The organism is Photorhabdus sp. RM71S (assembly GCF_042879355.1).
Classification (GTDB): Bacteria; Pseudomonadota; Gammaproteobacteria; order Enterobacterales; family Enterobacteriaceae; genus Photorhabdus; species Photorhabdus kayaii.
In genome coordinates, this window is the sequence record NZ_JBHFKV010000003.1 from 175,409 (window position 1) to 193,650 (window position 18,242).

Genomic DNA, 18,242 nt, shown 5'->3' on the forward strand with positions numbered 1-18,242 from the left:
TAAGTATGTGATCATACATTCATATCAATATCAGCCTTTGCTAAATTTCAAACGGCTTTATATCGTCACTCGCTCTTTCCACTATTTCGTTTAAGAAACGTTGAAGAATAATCATCAGCAGCAATTCGAGTGCAAAGCGGTTCCCATTCACAGCCTATACAAGCAGATCTTATGATCCCACGATTGAAAGCCCATCGCGCCTGTTTTAAATAGGTTTCATCAAGCCTCAGCGTATGACCTATCTCAATTGGTCGGCCCATAAGAGAACCAACAGCTTCCAAAGCTCGACTATCCCGGATAATAACACTCTTGCCAAAACAATGAGGTTCATCTTCTCCAAGCAAAGGAATACATATGTCATCCGGTCCTGCCACAATCAAGATATCTTCGCCCCGAATTCGAGGAATAATCCTATTGTAGTTTTCAACAAAACTAGGGGAGTATCCGTTGCCCGCATAGGTAAGAATACACAAGAGGTGATGACCTCTCAGGGATATTGTCATGAGTTACGCTCCTGAATGTGATCAAGTGTTGCATTTTTATACAATCAATGCTATATGATTGATACTGACCATCAATAGATCAATTTTTCTAATATAAAGAAAATCGGCTAGGAATCGACTATTATGTCGTCACGGTGGGTATCAAACGAGCTTGTCAAATTATCATCAGAGAGCTTGCAGGCAATCATAGATAACAAGATTCCAGCAGCAATGATAGATGATTTTGCAACGACAGAAGAAACAGAACAGCTTTCGTCTGCAATACTGAGCATGAAGGCAAAGCCATATGAATTTGGAAGACCGGGGTGTTATTTGGGAAATCCACTCGCTCATTACCGTGATCGGCCAAAAGAGCAATATTTTGCTCAAGTTAGCGCAGCTGAGCAAAATCGCACCCAAATTACTCATCAAGCTTTTGATCCCGTTGCTCGACTTATACGATACATCAATCACGATACAAATTTCAGCATTTCAGTCGCAGAAGAACCGGGGTTTGGCCCCTATTTTGCCGGTATCACCCGGATTATCTCCGGTGGCTCGGATCTACATGTGGACTACGCACCTACTTTTACGAAAGGAAATTTAGTTGTCGGGGATATATCGACTCAGCTTGCTTGGAACCTCTATGTTTTGTCTCCCTCTCAGGGAGGAGAAACCGTGATCTATAATCAACCATTCAAGAGCACTGTGGTTGATAAAACATACAAACCATATGATAGTTCCCTATTGGTTGATTGTGAATCTTTCACTTTTCGACCTCAAATTGGCTCTGTCGTCATTTTCAACACGAGCAACCCTCATATTGTCCTGCCTGCGAGCAGCAATCGAATTGCAACAGGCTCCTTCATCGGTGTATTAAATGAGAAAACGTTGATCTTATGGTCGTAATATATTTCAGTAAGATTCTTGGAATCTAAACATGAAGACTACCTTTTCTTACTCTACCGCCATTCTATATGCTGTGACGATTATCACCGGGGGAACATCGTGGTATGCCGCAAAACTGCAATTGACCGATATTTCACCTGTAATATCCCTGATTTACCGTTTTGGGTGTGCATCGGTACTGCTGCTTCTGCTTGCTATAATTTCACGGGAAAGGCTCAAACACACCTGGCGTGAGCACCTCTCTTTTGCCGCACTTGGAGCATTCGGATTCGCTATCGCATTCTTGCTGATTTACAAAGCGGCGGCCTTGATCACCACCGGTTTAATCGCCCTCACCTACTCTTCAGTCATATTATTCAACTCTATAAACGCAATTCTCTTCCTACGGCAATCGATTTCATGGTCAGTGCTGGTAGGCGCTGTAGTTGGGCTAACTGGGATAATTTTAGTCTTTAGTCCAGAATTTTTAAATAATGAATGGAATTGGACAGGATTCGGTTACGCAATCGCAGCAACCCTGACATTCTCATTTGCTAACATTTCCGCAGTTCAGTTACAGAGAAAAGGTGTCACTGTTCTGCCAATGACCGGGATTTCTATGGGATATGGCACCATATTCTTGCTCAGCTACGCCTTTTTGACCAAGCAAGCGTTTGATTTTGATCTATCACCAGCCTATGTAACATCTCTATTCTATTTGATCCTGTTTCCTTCGGTAATTGGGTATACAACTTACTTTGCCGTTGTTGGTCGCTTGGGGGCTGAACGAGGAGCTTATACCATGCTTCTCGTTCCACTCGTAGCCTTAACGATCTCCAGCGTTACAGAAGGCTATCGTCCAACCATTTGGGCCATAATTGGCACAATGATGACACTTAGCGGTAACTATTGGGTAATCACAAACAAACATCAACCCACGACAAAAACTGACACTTAAGAACGCGGTTCAAGAGTGGGGTAAGCCCGACGAACCGTTTTCGCAATCAAAATAACCAGTACGATTTTAATAATATCTCCCGGTATGAACCCAATTGAACCTACGGCTGCTTGCCAGGTGCTGATATTAGCAAATACAGCAATCCACGGGATACCAATTACATAAACAACCATAATTCCACCAAAGACAAGAAATACAGCTTCTTTAAAGATATTCAGTTTTGCAAGATTTTTCTCATACAAATAGCCGATAACAAAAGCGGCAATCGGCCATGCCAAAATAAAGCCACCACTTGGACTGAGAAATACACTCAATCCTCCCCGCCCTCCAGACATTACCGGTAATCCAACGGAAACAAACACACAAAAGAGCAACAATGCTAATCCACCCCGTTTCGCACCAATAATGGCACCAGCAAGCATTGCTCCCATTGACTGCGCTGTTATCGGAACGCCCACAACGGGAAGTGTCAGTGGCGGAAATAAACCCAGTGCTACGGTTAAAGAGGCAAATAGTGCTATATAAACAATATCTTTGGTAGACATTTAATCCCCCTTTCTTTTCGATAAAGCCACAACCTCTGTTTTACTTGCTGCTTGATTTATTTCTGTCAAATTCTGGATCATAGGACCTAGCTTCAATAGCGGCAGAAATATCGTCTGCCATTTTGAGCATCCGCACAATAACAGGAACTGCAATTGCAATGACACTCTTATCAAGGCCTCTTGCTTTCTGCACCTCCCGCACTTCTTCTGTAATTGACGCCAGAACAGGGATAAACCGCAAAGCAAGCGATAGAGCCAAACTCACTTTTCCAGGATTGATGCCAAGATAGTACAACCACCCAAGACCCTTTTCCAATGCGTCGATCATATCAGAAGAGCGAGTAGTGAGAGTGACCAGCGAGGCCAGCAATAAAAGAGAGGTAAGACGAACTATTACAAGTACACCTGTGGTCCAGTGGTGTAAAAACAATTGGACTATGAAAATAAGCGCGAAGATCCATAACGCCGGCCGTAATTGCATCCAAGCAGTTTTTAATGAGATTTTGGCTAACAAGTATAAAAGTACGATTCCCGCCAATGCCGCAGCAGAAAGATCGATACGTGGAATAACGAAAAGCAATGTTCCGAGAATGAGCAAAGAAATAATTTTAAGCCCAGGACTAACTCGATGCACAAATGATGAACCAGGATTATATCCAGACAGGCTCATAACATCATCCTTACGTATTCAGGGATAGCAATAGAGGGGATGTCATCAACAACGACACGACCCTCATCAAAAACCAGAACACGATCAAATCCCACTAGAAAATCAAGGTCATGAGAAACTACAATCACAGTTTGAGATAAGTTATCGATTGCTTCGGCAACACGGCGCTTATTTCGTAAATCCAGCAAGGTTGTAGGCTCATCGAAAATAATGTAATCGGGCTCCATCACAAGAACACCGGAAATCGCAAGGAGTTGTTTCTGACCACCACTTAAAAGATGGGCAGGATGCTCCCTAAATTGAAGTAAATCATAGCGTGAAAGGGCCTCCTGAGTTCTTTGTCGAATCTTATCCTTGGTAAACCCGAGATTTTTCATGCCAAAGGCTAAATCTTCCTCAACGACTGGAAAAACGATCTGATTGTCAGGATTCTGAAATACGAAACCAACCTTACGTCGGATCGCTTTACCTTCCGTTCTAGTATTCAGACCATCCACCAAAACATCACCACTTTTCGGTACCAACAATCCATTAAGAAGGCGTGCGAATGTACTTTTGCCGCAACCATTACTACCTATGATGGCAATGCGTTTTTCCTTAAGCTGCAAATTTAATTCTTTCAATATTACTCGCTCGCCATAGGCATGCGTCACATTTCGTATTTCCAACATAGATGGTTATCCGTTCTCTTTCCGAAAAGAATCAGTACATTTTACACAGTCAAAATCTTCAGCATTTACCTTAGGCTACAGCCTGTCTTCAGTCTCTTCCTTAACAAAACCGGCAACAGTATCTGATATTAGAAATAATTTCAGCTCAGTTTCTCAGTCTAATCTCTTATATAACAGCAGATAAACAAAGAGCATAAGATAATGACTTTTTGCCATTAGCCACATTGTTAGCAATTACCAAAATAGAATTCACCTTAATTTTCCTCTATATTCTAGTTCTTCATTTTTCAGTGACTTTCATATGCTCACTATATTTAAGCATATCGATAAAACTATCCACTAACGACTCGGCTTCCTTCTGAATATCAAAACTATCTGGTGCAAATAGCCAATTTTCCAATAAGCCCGTTATCAATCCTCTTAACATGATAGCCGCTCGCCGTAGATGAAGATTATAAGGAAGCTGACCTGACGCAATACAGCCGGAAAGAGATGCTTCAATACGAACATAATCTGCAACACACAGCTCCTGACGGACTTCCACCAAGGCAGACATTTCACCAACAAACTCACATTTGTGGAAAAAAATCTCCATTAATAGCCGGTTTTTCGGATCATCAGTGACCGACGTCAGGATATGGATGATTAACGTTCTTAAAATCAGGAGTGGATTATTAGGATATTTTGCTTGATACTCTTTCTCTAATTCGTCAATCTTAGAATCTGTTATTTTACAAGCTTCGGAAAACAGGTCTACTTTATTTTTAAAGTGCCAGTAGATTGCCCCTCGGGTTACTCCAGCCGTTGTGGCAATATCTGTCAGTGAAGTAGCCGAGACACCGCGCTCAGAAAACTCTTTTATAGCTGCGTCTATAATCTGCTGCCGGGTCTCCTCAGCCTGTTGTTTAGTTTTTCGTGCCATACACTCTAATTTTAACCTAAAATGGATTTACATACATTCACGTATGTTTGTATTATAGCATGCTGTTGTTAATGGAGTAATGGTTTTACGGATTGAAGGGTCAACATCTAAAAATATTGAGGTTTACTTATGCGAATAAACAGGGGAGTCTTGCCTCTGGCTACAGTACTGGTACTCTCAGGCAGCTTAGCTCTTTCAGGATGTAACGACAAAGACTCTCAGCAAGTTGCTGGGAACCAACAGGCTCCTGAAGTCGGTATCGTGACGCTGAAAACTGAACCTCTGATGGTCACGACGGAACTTCCAGGCCGAACATCAGCCTTCCGCATTGCAGAAGTTCGTCCACAAGTAAGTGGTATAATTCTGAAACGAAATTATAAAGAAGGTAGCGATGTAAAAGCAGGCACTTCTTTATATCAGATAGATCCAGCAACTTACCAAGCTGACTATGACAAAGCTAAAGCTGATTTGGCAAAAGCTCAGGCTAATGCAGAGATCGAACGCTTGACAGTGAACCGATATAAATCACTGTTAGGTACAAACTATGTTAGTCAACAGGAATTTGATAAAGCCAGCGCCGACTATGCACAAGCGAATGCTATAGTACAGGCAGCAAAAGCGGCCGTAGAGACCACCCGTATCAATTTGGCATATACCAAAGTTACAGCACCGATTAGTGGTCGTTCCGGCAAATCTACTATAACTGAAGGCGCTCTAGTTTCTGTTGGTCAACCAACAGCACTGACAACTGTTCAACAACTGGATCCGATTTATGTGGATGTCACTCAGTCAAGTGATGATTATCTGCGTCTTAAAAATGAAATCGCCAAAGGTATTGTGCAGAAAGGGGACAATAAGGCTAAAGTTCACCTGATCATGGAAAATGGTAAAAACTACAGTGAAACAGGTTACTTGGAATTCTCTGATATTACTGTAGATGAAACAACAGGCTCTATCACTATCCGTGCAATATTCCCTAACCCGAATGAAGAACTGCTTCCAGGTATGTTTGTTCGTGCAAAACTGGAAGAAGGTATTCGCCAGGATTCAATACTGGTTCCTCAGCAAGGAGTTACCCGTACACCTCGTGGTGAAGCTACTGTCATGGTGGTTGGTGCAGACGAAAAAGTCGAACCGCGCATTATCACTGCCAACCAAGCTATTGGTGATAAATGGCTAGTAGCTTCCGGTCTAAAAGCAGGTGATCGGGTCATCGTTACTGGTTTGCAAAAAATTAAACCCGGCATCCCGGTTAAAGCAGAAGAAGTGGACTTAAATGCAAAATCTGCTGCGAACCAAGCTGAACCTGCGAAAAAGTCTTAATTTAGGAGTCATAGGAGTCAGTGATTCATGCCTAAATTTTTTATAGATCGGCCAATCTTTGCATGGGTAATCGCGATTATCACCATGCTGGCTGGCCTGCTGGCAATTATGAAATTACCCGTAGCGCAATACCCTACTATTGCACCACCGGCGATTTCTATCTCTGCAACTTATCCCGGCGCAGATGCCACTACTGTGCAAAACACAGTGACACAGGTTATCGAACAGAACATGAATGGTATCGATAACCTAGTTTATATGTCTTCCGACAGTGATTCTGCTGGAAACATGAATATTACACTAACCTTTGAGGCCGGTACTGATCCCGATATTGCACAGGTACAAGTACAAAACAAGCTACAACTCGCTATGCCTCTGTTACCACAAGAAGTGCAACAGCAAGGTATACGTGTAGATAAGTCCACGGCCTCTTTCTTGATGGTTGCCGGATTCATCTCTGAAGATGGCTCTATGTCACAAGACGATATCTCTGACTATGTTGGTGCAACCGTCAAAGACCCTCTGAGCCGTGTCACTGGTGTGGGTGATACAATGCTTTTTGGTAACCAGTATGCTATGCGTATCTGGTTAAATCCTGACAAGCTCATTAACTACAAAATGACGACTCTGGATATAATAAATGCCATCAAAGCACAAAATAACCAAATAGCCGCCGGTCAATTAGGGGGAACCCCTCCGGTTCCAGGTCAACGCTTGAATGCGTCGATCATTGCTCAAACACGTCTAACCTCACCGGAAGAGTTCAGCAATATTCTTCTGCGTGTCAATACTGACGGTTCTCAGGTCCGTCTGAAAGATGTAGCAAAGGTGGAACTAGGTGCAGAAAGCTACAACATCATTGCCCGCTATAATGGAAAACCTGCTGCGGGTATCGGTGTCAAACTAGCGACAGGCGCTAACGCTTTGGATACATCCAAAGCAGTAAAAGAAGCGCTAAAAAATATGGAACCTTTCTTCCCTCACGGGCTGAAAATCGTCTATCCATATGACACCACACCATTCGTTAAAATCTCTATAAACGAAGTGGTAAAAACACTGGTTGAAGCCATCATGCTGGTGTTCGTGGTAATGTATCTATTTCTCCAAAATTTCCGTGCAACACTCATTCCAACCATTGCGGTTCCAGTCGTACTCTTAGGAACATTTGCAATACTCGCTACATTTGGCTATTCAATAAATACATTAACCATGTTTGCTATGGTTCTCGCCATTGGCTTATTGGTAGATGATGCCATTGTTGTTGTAGAAAACGTTGAACGTGTTATGCAGGAAGAAGGTCTATCGCCGAAAGAAGCAACCAAGAAATCGATGGGACAAATCCAAAGCGCCCTAGTTGGTATTGCAATGGTGCTGTCTGCTGTATTTATCCCAATGGCCTTCTTCGGTGGTTCAACCGGTGCAATTTATCGTCAATTCTCGATCACTATCGTATCTGCAATGGTATTGTCTGTGCTGGTAGCACTAATCCTAACACCAGCTCTATGTGCCACCATGTTGAAACCCATTGCCAAAGGTAGCCACGGTAAGCAGACCGGCGTCTTTGGCTGGTTCAACCGCATATTTGACAAAAGTACCCACCACTATACTGACAGCATTGGTCGTATTCTACGCAATACAGGCCGTTATCTGGTAATTTATGTATTCCTGGTGGCGGGTATGGCCATCATGTTCACACGTTTACCATCCTCTTTTCTTCCCGAAGAAGATCAGGGAGTATTGCTGACAATGGTTCAATTACCTGCGGGGGCGACACAGGAACAAACAGAAAAAGTTCTAGATAAAATAAGCGATTACTTCAATACAGAAGAAAAAGATCGTGTGGTTTCTGTATTTACCGTCAGTGGCTTTGGTTTTAGTGGGCAAGGTCAAAACACTGGGTTGGGATTTATAAGCCTAAAAGACTGGGGTGAACGTCCAGGTGCTGAAAACAAAGTACCTGCTATTGTTGCCAGGGCTAGTGCTCACTTCCAGAAAATCAAAGAAGGTATGGTTTTTGCGTTTAACATCCCGGCAATTGTAGAGTTAGGTTCAGCGACTGGCTTTGATTTTGAATTAATTGATAAAGCAAACCTTGGACATGACAAACTGACAGAAGCCCGTAACCAATTACTTGGCATGATACAACAGCATCCAGATATGTTAGTAGGTGTTCGTCCTAATGGTCAGGAAGATACCCCTCAATATCGGATCAGAATCGATCAGGAAAAAGCTGAAGCTCTCGGTGTTTCCATCGTGGATATCAACTCTACACTCAGCACGATGTTTGGCAGTAATTACGTAAACGACTTTATCGATCGCGGTCGAGTCAAAAAAGTTTACGTTCAGTCGGAAGCTCCTTATCGTATGCTACCAAGTGATATTTACAAGCTGTATGTCCGTAATAAACAGGGTGAAATGGTTCCATTCTCTGCCTTTACAGATACGTCCAAAGAACCCTGGACCTACGGTTCACCACGTCTGGAACGTTATAACGGTTTACCATCAATGGAAATATTGGGTGAAGCAGCCCCTGGTAAAAGTACCGGTGATGCAATGGCTTTAATGGAAGAATTAGCATCGCAGTTACCAAATGGAATCGGTTTCGACTGGACAGGTATGTCCTATCAGGAACGCCTGTCTGGTAATCAAGCCCCAGCTCTATATGCATTATCATTGATAGTAGTATTCCTCTGTCTAGCTGCACTGTATGAAAGCTGGTCAATTCCATTCTCAGTTATGCTAGTAGTACCATTAGGTATCGTTGGAGCCTTGTTAGCAACAACATTCCGCGGTTTAGATAACGATGTTTACTTTAAAGTTGGCTTGTTGACCACTATCGGTTTGTCGGCTAAGAACGCGATACTCATCGTTGAATTCGCCAAGGACTTGATGGAAAAAGAGGGCAAGGGGTTGATAGAAGCTACGCTAGATGCGGTAAGAATGCGTCTTCGCCCAATCCTAATGACATCACTAGCATTTATGTTAGGTGTTATCCCCCTAGTACTGAGTAATGGTGCAGGATCCGGCTCTCAAAACGCAGTGGGTACTGGGGTATTAGGCGGAATGATTGCAGCAACCTCGCTAGCCATCTTTTTCGTGCCGGTATTCTTTGTGGTTATAAGACGACGTTTCAGTAAGAAAGCGGAGGAGATTGAACTCGCATCAGAATCTCATTAAATGCTACCAACAATAACCAGAAGGCCGTCAAATCGGCCTTCTTAAATATAATCGTTGCCTACATCTGACAAGATTCTGATCATTAATCTATCCGCTTAATATTTAAGTAATTTCGTTTAAATTTAATTATAATCACCACTTATGAGTATAAAATAGCTTTAAAAATCCAAGCATTAGTAACTTTAATAAAATTAATATGAAAGTTGTCGGACAAAAATTACTTTATCTTTTTTTACACTAAATGACAAAAAACAATACCAGCACATAGTGACTTATGTAATAATGATGTTATATTCATTGATTATTGTAGCCATCAGGCTATAATCTGCCGTTACTGGTATCTGAGGGAAATACTGTTTTATATAAACCTACATATTAACTCACACATACTAGCCGCTATTTATAGTTTATTGAGTTAAGGTATGAATTTTGTTAAGAGCTGATTCTGATTTACTAGAAGCAAATCAGAGCCATCTGTAGAAAAGATAAATAATCCCAAAGAACGATTATAGATACATAATAATAATCTCTCGAAAAAAATTTATAATACGTGTATATGCTTAGTGTTTAACTCGAAAAATTAAGTAATGGCATATACATCAAGATCAACATAGCATGGATGAATATTCACTCAAGATGACATAATATTGATGAATTAGAATGCTTATGTGAAAATCTAAGGCAAGAAGCACTTCTAGTGCAGAGTACACAGAGATGAGACTGGTTGTGGAAATAGCTTCTACATTTCAGGAGATTTTAAAGCTAAACAAATAGATTGAATACATATCAACTTTCGTTTGGTACTTTAAAATAAAATATTCTGATGATTTCAGTCTTCTCACTTGAATTGATAAATGTATTGATAATACATATACTTATACTTTGTTTGGAAACAAATTAAGATTAGCGTTTCTAAACTTATGGAATGGTAAAAAAACTAATGAACGCTTAACCAGCGTCCTGTTACAGGATTTAAATTGCTCCTTGAGCAAAATTTGATTGAATATTTCCCTCAATAATTTTTTATATATGTTAAATAAGAAAGGCGATTATGACTAAAACTGATTATCTGATGCGTTTAAGAAAATGCACCACGATTGATACACTGGAACGTGTAATTGAAAAGAACAAATATGAACTTTCAGGAGATGAACTTGAACTATTCTACTCTGCTGCGGATCACCGCCTGGCTGAGCTGACCATGAATAAACTGTATGATAGAATTCCACCTTCAGTATGGAAATATGTTCGCTAAAATAGTCTTTATCAGATAGAAAGTGATCCGAGCCGGTAAAGTGCTATCGGCTTATTAGGTTACCAATGAAATTGGCGAGGGCTCTGCCAGCGGCATCCCGGCACACACATCCCCTGCTATGGCTGCTTCCTTCCGGACCTGACCAAGTTAACAAGTTAGCGTTGCGGGAGAACCAACAGAGCCCCCATTGTGACGTGTTGCTTTAACTCTAAAGCGGTGCCATTATCATTCATACCTACTTAAATAGCAAGACAGGCAGACCCGAATGCTGATTTATTGCACATTGCAAATCAATACAATGAAGGAAATGTATTATCTAACGGCTTTCAACGTAATTTCGACATCTTTAGTCTTCCCATTATTAATCACTTCATATGCGGTATCTGTAACAAACATCAAGCGGCTATGCAGCGAAACAGAAGCTCTGACAACAATGCGTGCATTCGGCTTAATTTTGTTTGGCTGATAAGGCAAAACAAAATGGAAAGGTGATTGTTTCCCACCTAAACGCTCTACCTTCTGAGACAGAGTAACTGAAGGTGCATCAGCCAAAGATACATCAGATAACGCCACTGTCAGAACAGCATCTGCTGGCAATGCTATACGCTGTAGTATATTAATATTACCTTCAACAAAAGACCGTTTCATTGGATTTTCAATCTTTCCCACCTGAGCATCTACTACCTCAGCACCTTTGGCATTACACCCAACCAAAGCAACCGCTAGTAATACGCCAGCGGGGAACTGCCATAATTTCATACACATTCCTCCATTATTAACTAATCTATATAAATATTAAAATAAATTGAAGTATCAAATCATTAAATCTAAATCATTTGAATTATAGATTAAAAATTTGAACATAAGACGCCAATAAATCTCACATTCTTTATTGCACTGCTGTTAGGACTTAAAACATTTACAATTTAGTTATTTATTAATCATCTATTAATGAGACAATAATCATCCCTTGTACTCTCGATAACCTAATAGAAAACAAAGGCATATTATGAGCAAGTCATTACAGAATCTGATAAATTTGATGAAATTGGAAAAAATTGAGGAAGGTATTTACCGAGGGCAAAGCGAAGATCTCGGTTTTCCTCAGGTTTTCGGAGGACAAGTGATTGGTCAGGCACTGTATGCTGCCAAACAAACCGTTGTCGATGACCGAATGGGCAACTCTTTCCATAGCTATTTCTTACGCCCCGGTGACAGTCACAAACCTATCGTCTATGATGTTGAGGTTTTGCGTGATGGAGGAAGTTTTAGTGCCCGGCGAGTTAGTGCAATTCAGAATGGTAAGCCTATCTTTTATATGACTGCCTCATTTCAAAGTCACGAAGAAAGTTTTGAACACCAAAATATAATGCCGGATGTACCCTATCCAGAAGAGCTTATCCCTCAGGATGAAATCGTGAAAAAAATGTCGCATCTACTGCCACAAAAGATGCAGAATACTCTTCTTTTTCCCTGCCCGTTAGAAATGAGACCCGTAAAATATCACAGTCCATTCAATTGTCCACCAGAAGAGCCTATACGCTATGTTTGGTTCCGCAGTAACGGCAATATGCCTGATAATCCTTTTATTCATCAATATCTACTTGGCTATGCCTCCGATTTTAACTTTCTGCCAACAGCATTACAGCCACATGGTGTCGGGTTCCTTGAGAAAAATATTCAGATAGCAACAATTGACCATTCTATGTGGTTCCACCGCCCGTTTAGACTAGACGACTGGCTGCTATATGCTGTAGATAGTCCGTCAGCTTCCGGTGCCCGTGGTTTTGTTCGGGGACAGATTTATAATCGTGAAGGGATACTTGTTGCTTCCACTGTACAGGAAGGTCTGATTAGGAAACGCAATAGATAAATGAATAAGGCAGCAAACTAAGAAACCAGCATTACATTTTATGGCCTTATTGCTGCCCTTTTATATTACAACTTAATTATAAGCACTCTCTCCGTGAGAATTAATATCCAACCCTTCCCTTTCAATTTCAACCGTAACCCTCAGCCCTACCAACAGATCTGCTATTTTAAAAGCAATAAAGGCAACAACGACTGACCAAATCACACAAACCAGTATACTAAAAGCCTGAATACCAACTTGTTCCAACATGGTTATACCCTCTGCATGGCCTGTCCCTCCCAAAGATTTAGCCGTAAAAACCCCTGTTAGGAGGCAACCTACGATCCCACATACGCCGTGTATGCCGAATACATCACACACATCGTCAACACGTAACCACCGTTTTAAGGCCACCACCCCCCAAAGTCCGGTAAAACCCGCGATCAGACCAATGATTAATGCACCACCAACACCAACCATTCCCGCCGCAGGTGTAATACCAACCAGCCCAGCAATACAGCCTGAACATGCCCCTAAAAGAGACGGTTTATTACGGAAAAACCATTCTGCAAAAACCCATGACAGGATAGCGGCGGCAGTCGCCACAATGGTATTTAAAAATGCTAGAGCAGCTATCTCATTAGCAGCACTAGCAGAACCAGCATTAAAACCAAACCAACCAATATAGAGCACAGCAGTACCAGTGAAGACCATCGGCAAGTTATGGGGTTTAAATGCTTCTTTCCCAAAGCCAGTACGTTTTCCCAGTAAGTAAGCACCAACCAATCCAGCTACAGCAGCATTAATATGAACAACCGTACCACCAGCAAAATCCAATGCTCCATCTTGTGAAAGCACACCCCCACCCCAAACCATATGCGCCATAGGCAGGTAAGAAAATGTCAACCACAGCACACTAAAAACTAACAAAGCCGGAAAGCGAATACGCTCCCCTAACGCACCAATAATCAAAGCAACTGTGATACAAGCGAAAGAGCCCTGAAATGCCACATGAATTAGCTGATAAAAATTGCCACTTAAGTCAGTGAATGCCAAATTTTTTAGCATCACTTGACTAACACCACCGAAAAAACCATTCCCTGGCTCAAAAGCCAAGCTGTAACCGTAAATCACCCATAATACACATACTAAAGCAAAGCTCACCATGACCTGAGCCATTAACGATAAAACATTTTTATTCCGTAGCAATCCACCATAAAACAGAGCAATTCCTGGAATCGTCATAAACAGAACAAGGACTGTACAAATCATCATAAAAGCATTATCAGCTTTATCAACAACACCTTCCGCTGCCTGAGATAATGATGGTAAGCAACTGGCTACAATACCGGCAGCCACAGAGAATTTTCTTTTCATATCTATCTTCTCTATCAGTGAGTTACAGTGCCGCATCGTTAGTTTCTCCTGTTCTAATACGAATAGCCTGTTGCAATTCGATGACAAAGATTTTACCGTCGCCAACTTTTCCAGTGAAAGCTGATTGCTGAATAGCATGAATTACCTCCTCAACCAATTCATCTGCTACAGCAATATCTATCTTTATTTTAGGTAAAAAATTGACACTATATTCCGCTCCACGATAAAGCTCCGCATGTCCTTTCTGACGCCCAAATCCTTTTACCTCTGTTATGGTCAACCCCTGAACACCAAGACCAGAGAGAACTTCCCGAATATCCTCCAATTTGAATGGTTTTATAATTGTCGTAATGAGCTTCATACATCCCCCTTCCATCCGGCTATTATGTTTTCAATAAGGAAATAGCAAAGGGCGTGCCAGAAATTAAAAACATATAAAAATCAAATAATAAAGAGAGTAAAAATTATGGAGAATTAAGAAGGGAGGAGAACAGCGAATATACTCTCCCGTGAGTGCACCGAATCAGTGCAAGCTTGATTAAATTAGCACCTCTTTCTCAGCGATTGTGCCACATTCATTTAATGTCTCACCTACTTGTTGCAACTGATACATCTGATAGTAACGTCCACGACTCACAAATAATTGTTGATGGCATCCCTGTTCAACAACTGCACCACGATGCAGCACCAGAATAGTATCAGCCTCCACAATAGTAGACAAACGATGAGCAATCACGATCAATGTTGTTTGTTGACGAATCAATCTCAAAGCCTGTTGTACCGCCTGTTCCGTACCAGAATCAATATTTGCAGTCGCTTCATCAAGGATCAAAATTTGTGGCGTTTGCACTAACACTCTCGCCATAGCAAGCAATTGTTTTTGACCGGCTGCCAACGTATTACCCTGCTCTCCCAAGATAGTATGAAGTCCATCAGGCAATGTACGTACTAACCCAGCTAATTGAACAGTTTCCAGTACTTGCCAAACCTTCTCTTCTGAAATATTCCGACCAAGCGTAATATTGTCAAAGAAAGAGCCCACAAGAACAACCGGGTCCTGCTGAACTATTGCCACACCATTGCGTAATACCGAATGAGACAGAGATGATACAGGCCGACTATCAAGATAAATTTCCCCTTTCTGCCACGGGTAATACCCCATCAGCAAATTTGCCAGCGTACTTTTACCACTGCCAGTATGACCAACCAAAGCAACAAAACCATGAGCCGGAACCTGTAAATTAATATCTTGCAAAATTATTTTTCCATGCCTGTAGGAAAAACTGACATTTTCTATATCAATTCGACCACTGGACAGTGGCTGACTATCCATGCCATAACCTTGTTGAGGGCTATCCATTAACTCAAATATTCTTTCACCAGAAACGACAGCTTGTTGCAGAATCGATTGCTGAGATGTCAATTCAATCAGTGGTTCATTCAACCGCCCCAAATAATTAATAAAAGCATACAATACCCCGACACCAATCGCCCCTGGCCCACTAATTCCAAACAACACGATAAGACCGCACAATACCATAGCAGATAGCAAACTCAGTAATGGGCGTAACAAAAGCCCATCTAATCTCAACGCTTGCATTCTCGCCTGATAATGAGTCCGACTAGTTGATAACATACGTTCACCAAAACGCGCCTGCTGCCGGAACTGCTGAACAACACTCATTCCATTAATGACTTCGTTAAACTCATCATTAATATCAGCCAAATAACTACGTACCCGACGGACAATTGGTGTACTAAAATGCTGATATATCGCCATAACAATCAATACGACAGGAAAAATAAGAATTGCAATCAATGCCATGCGCCATTCCAATATAAACATAGCAATCAGCATCGCACCAATCAATGCCATGCTGCGAAATACCGTAGGAACTACATTGACATAAAGATCTTTAATGACTTCAGTATCATTCGTTACACGGGAAATCAACTGCCCTACCGGTTGATTATCAAAAGCACTCAGAGGCTGACGCAATGCTGCATTCATCACATCAGTACGAAGCTGCTGAACCACATCAACTGACACTTGATTGAACAATAAAGCCTGAAAATAATGTAATACAGCCGTAATCAGTTGCAGAATAATAAAAGTTACCGCCAACCCGATAACCACCCTGGCAGGCATATTACCCGTTGCAACCATATTATCGATAAAGTAACTAATGAGAACTGGACCACTGACTTCCGCAATTGCAGCCCCCCATAACATGAGTACAGCTAGCCCCAACGGCTTACGATAATTCTTGCTATAAACTAGCAGACGTTTCAGAGACGGCCACAATTGACTAACTTTAGTCATCTTTATCTCCCTCTACTGTTTCCTCATCATCCAATGCTGCTTCAAGTTGCTGATAATAATACATATCACGATACCATCCTGGCTGCTCCGCCAGTTGCTGATGCCGTCCCTGATGTATAACAGAACCTTGCTGCATCACCAGAATATTATCAGCATCAGTTAATGCAGACAGGCGGTGAGCACTAATAATAACCGTCCGTTGTTGCCTCCACTGACTGAGGTTTTGTAAAATATTGTGTTCAGTTTGCCCATCAACCGCAGATAAAGCATCATCCAGAATCAAAATCTCTGCATCTAAAAGTAATGCTCTTGCAATGGAAATACGCTGCTTCTGCCCACCAGAAAGCATTACCCCTCGCTCGCCGACTTCTGTCTGATACCCCTCAGGCAAACGAAGAATATCTTCATGAACATTGGCAAGGCGGGCAACTTCTTCAATCTGTTCCTGTGTTGCATCAGTACGTCCCAAAGCGATATTACTGGCAACAGTATCTGAAAATAAAAAGGGGGTTTGATTGACAACAGCAAATCGTGCCCGCCATTCATCTAACTTAATATCCGCAATTTTGAGCGACTGGAAAAGAATTTCTCCATCAGTCACATCAAATTGTCTCTGTATCAGCGCAAGTAGTGTGCTCTTACCTGAACCAGTTGGGCCACAGATCCCTAATAACTGTCCAGGTAATAACTGGAAATTAATTTGACTGAGAACAGTTTTATTACTTTGCGGATAATTAAACGCTTTGATATTCACATCCAGAATACCGCGTTCAGGCAATAAATGACCAATACCATCCTCAATGACCGGGGGCTCTTGTAACAAACTACGGATACGACTATAAGCGGCACTTCCCCGTTCAACGATATTAAACATCCATGCCAGCGCTAACATTGGCCAAATCATTAAGCCAAGGTACATCACAAAACTGGTAAGCTCACCAAGTGTTAAAACACCATTCAACACCATCCAACTACCACCACCGATAGCTAGTAAGTTTGACATACCGATGGCAATAAAAATTGTCGGATCAAATCGAGCATCCACCCTGGCAACATACATATTCTTACGACCGGCTTCCACTGCAACTTGTTCAAACTGATTTGATTGCAAATCTTCAAGGCCGAACGCCTTAATCATACGAATACTGGTCAGACTCTCCTGAGCCTGGTTATTAAGAGCAGAAAATGCCCCTTGTGCAGATTTAAAGCGTCGATGAAGTTGATCACCATATCGTTTAATAATGATTGCCATGATCGGCATAGGTAACAGAGACAGTAAAGTTAATTGCCAACTAATTTGTATACTCATCATAATCAGCACTGCACAACCCATAACTAGTGAATCAACTAACGTAAGCACGCCTTCACCGGCCGCAAATACTACCCGATCCACATCATTAGTCGCACGAGCCATTAAATCTCCCGTGCGGTGACGCAAATAAAATTCAGGGCTTTGTCGGCTAAGTTGCTGGTAAAAATTATTCCGCAATTTCACTGCTAATTGATATGACGCCCCAAACAACCATAAACGCCATATATAACGCAAGATATAGACAATCAATGCGATAACCAGTATAACACCCGCCCACACCATCAATTGGTAAAACGACATAGACGCAGTGCTGATCCCATCAACGATTACACCCACCAGATAGGGAGGAATGAGTAGTAGAATAGAAATAATAATAAGCAGAGTCACTGCCCCAAGATAGCGACGCCACTCGCTACAGAAATACCAACTTAATTGAGAAAACAATCTCACACGTGTATATCCCGAAATGAAATAGATAGTAAAAATG

Annotated in this window: 16 protein-coding genes and 1 other RNA gene; 6 read left to right on the forward strand and 11 right to left on the reverse strand. The window is 41.6% G+C overall.

All coding sequences use genetic code 11. The features are described from left to right. Nucleotides 1-65: 65 nt before the first annotated feature. A complete protein-coding gene (locus ACGF5R_RS02910) occupies nucleotides 66-503 on the reverse strand; it encodes a DUF1284 domain-containing protein (protein WP_387689667.1) in 438 nt (145 codons plus the stop codon). Between the two features lie 123 nt (nucleotides 504-626). Between ACGF5R_RS02910 and ACGF5R_RS02915 the strand changes: the two genes are divergently transcribed. Together ACGF5R_RS02915 and ACGF5R_RS02920 are read left to right on the forward strand one after the other, a co-directional pair. Next, the gene (locus ACGF5R_RS02915) at nucleotides 627-1,391 is read left to right on the forward strand and encodes a hypothetical protein (RefSeq protein WP_387689668.1); all 765 of its coding nucleotides are present in this window, start codon (nucleotides 627-629) and stop codon (nucleotides 1,389-1,391) included. Nucleotides 1,392-1,422: 31 nt separating this feature from the next. Further along, nucleotides 1,423-2,328 (forward strand): DMT family transporter, encoded by a 906-nt coding sequence (locus ACGF5R_RS02920; RefSeq protein WP_112877950.1) that lies wholly within the window; start codon nucleotides 1,423-1,425, stop codon nucleotides 2,326-2,328. Here ACGF5R_RS02920 and ACGF5R_RS02925 read toward each other — a convergent pair. From ACGF5R_RS02925 to acrR, 4 genes are all read right to left on the reverse strand, one after another. Beyond that, nucleotides 2,325-2,873, reverse strand: a complete 549-nt coding sequence (locus ACGF5R_RS02925; RefSeq protein WP_112877949.1) for a biotin transporter BioY — start codon at nucleotides 2,871-2,873, stop codon at nucleotides 2,325-2,327. The genes ACGF5R_RS02920 and ACGF5R_RS02925 overlap by 4 nt on opposite strands. Nucleotides 2,874-2,913: 40 nt before the next feature. Next, nucleotides 2,914-3,543 carry an energy-coupling factor transporter transmembrane component T family protein gene (locus tag ACGF5R_RS02930; protein WP_387689670.1) on the reverse strand — a complete coding sequence of 210 codons (630 nt, stop codon included), beginning with the start codon at nucleotides 3,541-3,543 and terminating at the stop codon, nucleotides 2,914-2,916. Next, a complete protein-coding gene (locus tag ACGF5R_RS02935) occupies nucleotides 3,540-4,214 on the reverse strand; it encodes an energy-coupling factor ABC transporter ATP-binding protein (protein ID WP_112877947.1) in 675 nt (224 codons plus the stop codon). Before ACGF5R_RS02935 ends, ACGF5R_RS02930 begins: the two co-directional genes overlap by 4 nt. A 280-nt stretch (nucleotides 4,215-4,494) precedes the next feature. Next, a complete protein-coding gene (gene acrR, locus ACGF5R_RS02940) occupies nucleotides 4,495-5,136 on the reverse strand; it encodes a multidrug efflux transporter transcriptional repressor AcrR (RefSeq protein ID WP_112877946.1) in 642 nt (213 codons plus the stop codon). Between the two features lie 129 nt (nucleotides 5,137-5,265). Here acrR and ACGF5R_RS02945 point away from each other — a divergent pair, with 129 nt between their 5' ends. From ACGF5R_RS02945 to ACGF5R_RS02955, 3 genes are all read left to right on the forward strand, one after another. After that, the gene (locus ACGF5R_RS02945) at nucleotides 5,266-6,459 is read left to right on the forward strand and encodes an efflux RND transporter periplasmic adaptor subunit (protein ID WP_112877945.1); all 1,194 of its coding nucleotides are present in this window, start codon (nucleotides 5,266-5,268) and stop codon (nucleotides 6,457-6,459) included. Nucleotides 6,460-6,486: 27 nt separating this feature from the next. Continuing rightward, on the forward strand, nucleotides 6,487-9,636 hold the full coding sequence (locus ACGF5R_RS02950; RefSeq protein WP_112877944.1) for an efflux RND transporter permease subunit: 3,150 nt from the start codon (nucleotides 6,487-6,489) through the stop codon (nucleotides 9,634-9,636). Between the two features lie 1,051 nt (nucleotides 9,637-10,687). Beyond that, nucleotides 10,688-10,891 (forward strand): HHA domain-containing protein, encoded by a 204-nt coding sequence (locus tag ACGF5R_RS02955; protein WP_011147992.1) that lies wholly within the window; start codon nucleotides 10,688-10,690, stop codon nucleotides 10,889-10,891. A gap of 81 nt (nucleotides 10,892-10,972) precedes the next feature. On the opposite strand, the gene ffs is transcribed toward ACGF5R_RS02955, so the two are convergent. Both ffs and ACGF5R_RS02965 read right to left on the reverse strand, forming a co-directional pair. Then, nucleotides 10,973-11,069: signal recognition particle sRNA small type (gene ffs / locus ACGF5R_RS02960), an RNA gene on the reverse strand. A gap of 134 nt (nucleotides 11,070-11,203) precedes the next feature. Then, entirely contained in the window at nucleotides 11,204-11,650 is a 447-nt protein-coding gene (locus ACGF5R_RS02965) for a YbaY family lipoprotein (protein ID WP_112877943.1), read from the reverse strand. A 250-nt stretch (nucleotides 11,651-11,900) separates the two neighbouring features. Between ACGF5R_RS02965 and tesB the strand changes: the two genes are divergently transcribed. Next, nucleotides 11,901-12,764, forward strand: coding sequence for an acyl-CoA thioesterase II (tesB, locus tag ACGF5R_RS02970; protein ID WP_112877942.1), 864 nt, complete (start codon nucleotides 11,901-11,903; stop codon nucleotides 12,762-12,764). A 72-nt stretch (nucleotides 12,765-12,836) separates the two neighbouring features. Here tesB and amtB read toward each other — a convergent pair whose 3' ends face one another. The 4 genes from amtB to ACGF5R_RS02990 form a co-directional block, all read right to left on the reverse strand. Continuing rightward, nucleotides 12,837-14,120: an ammonium transporter AmtB gene (gene amtB, locus ACGF5R_RS02975; protein ID WP_112877994.1), complete on the reverse strand. Its 1,284-nt coding sequence runs from the start codon at nucleotides 14,118-14,120 to the stop codon at nucleotides 12,837-12,839. 22 nt (nucleotides 14,121-14,142) lie between these two features. Beyond that, the gene (gene glnK, locus ACGF5R_RS02980) at nucleotides 14,143-14,481 is read right to left on the reverse strand and encodes a P-II family nitrogen regulator (protein ID WP_049582557.1); all 339 of its coding nucleotides are present in this window, start codon (nucleotides 14,479-14,481) and stop codon (nucleotides 14,143-14,145) included. Nucleotides 14,482-14,658: 177 nt separating this feature from the next. Then, nucleotides 14,659-16,443, reverse strand: a complete 1,785-nt coding sequence (locus tag ACGF5R_RS02985; RefSeq protein WP_387689672.1) for a SmdB family multidrug efflux ABC transporter permease/ATP-binding protein — start codon at nucleotides 16,441-16,443, stop codon at nucleotides 14,659-14,661. Continuing rightward, entirely contained in the window at nucleotides 16,436-18,205 is a 1,770-nt protein-coding gene (locus ACGF5R_RS02990; RefSeq protein WP_112877940.1) for a SmdA family multidrug ABC transporter permease/ATP-binding protein, read from the reverse strand. Before ACGF5R_RS02990 ends, ACGF5R_RS02985 begins: the two co-directional genes overlap by 8 nt. Between the last annotated feature and the right edge of the window lie 37 nt (nucleotides 18,206-18,242).

Excerpts from the sequence above, each read along its gene's own strand:
- ACGF5R_RS02935 (WP_112877947.1), bottom strand. The coding sequence starts at position 4,214 with ATGTTGGAAATACGAAATGTGACGCATGCCTATGGCGAGCGAGTAATA.
- ACGF5R_RS02965 (WP_112877943.1), bottom strand. The coding sequence starts at position 11,650 with ATGAAATTATGGCAGTTCCCCGCTGGCGTATTACTAGCGGTTGCTTTG.
- ACGF5R_RS02925 (WP_112877949.1), bottom strand. The coding sequence starts at position 2,873 with ATGTCTACCAAAGATATTGTTTATATAGCACTATTTGCCTCTTTAACC.
- ACGF5R_RS02930 (WP_387689670.1), bottom strand. The coding sequence starts at position 3,543 with ATGAGCCTGTCTGGATATAATCCTGGTTCATCATTTGTGCATCGAGTT.
- amtB (WP_112877994.1), bottom strand. The coding sequence starts at position 14,120 with ATGAAAAGAAAATTCTCTGTGGCTGCCGGTATTGTAGCCAGTTGCTTA.
- glnK (WP_049582557.1), bottom strand. The coding sequence starts at position 14,481 with ATGAAGCTCATTACGACAATTATAAAACCATTCAAATTGGAGGATATT.
- ACGF5R_RS02985 (WP_387689672.1), bottom strand. The coding sequence starts at position 16,443 with ATGACTAAAGTTAGTCAATTGTGGCCGTCTCTGAAACGTCTGCTAGTT.
- ACGF5R_RS02955 (WP_011147992.1), top strand. The coding sequence starts at position 10,688 with ATGACTAAAACTGATTATCTGATGCGTTTAAGAAAATGCACCACGATT.
- ACGF5R_RS02950 (WP_112877944.1), top strand. The coding sequence starts at position 6,487 with ATGCCTAAATTTTTTATAGATCGGCCAATCTTTGCATGGGTAATCGCG.
- ACGF5R_RS02910 (WP_387689667.1), bottom strand. The coding sequence starts at position 503 with ATGACAATATCCCTGAGAGGTCATCACCTCTTGTGTATTCTTACCTAT.
- ACGF5R_RS02920 (WP_112877950.1), top strand. The coding sequence starts at position 1,423 with ATGAAGACTACCTTTTCTTACTCTACCGCCATTCTATATGCTGTGACG.
- ACGF5R_RS02945 (WP_112877945.1), top strand. The coding sequence starts at position 5,266 with ATGCGAATAAACAGGGGAGTCTTGCCTCTGGCTACAGTACTGGTACTC.
- acrR (WP_112877946.1), bottom strand. The coding sequence starts at position 5,136 with ATGGCACGAAAAACTAAACAACAGGCTGAGGAGACCCGGCAGCAGATT.
- tesB (WP_112877942.1), top strand. The coding sequence starts at position 11,901 with ATGAGCAAGTCATTACAGAATCTGATAAATTTGATGAAATTGGAAAAA.
- ACGF5R_RS02915 (WP_387689668.1), top strand. The coding sequence starts at position 627 with ATGTCGTCACGGTGGGTATCAAACGAGCTTGTCAAATTATCATCAGAG.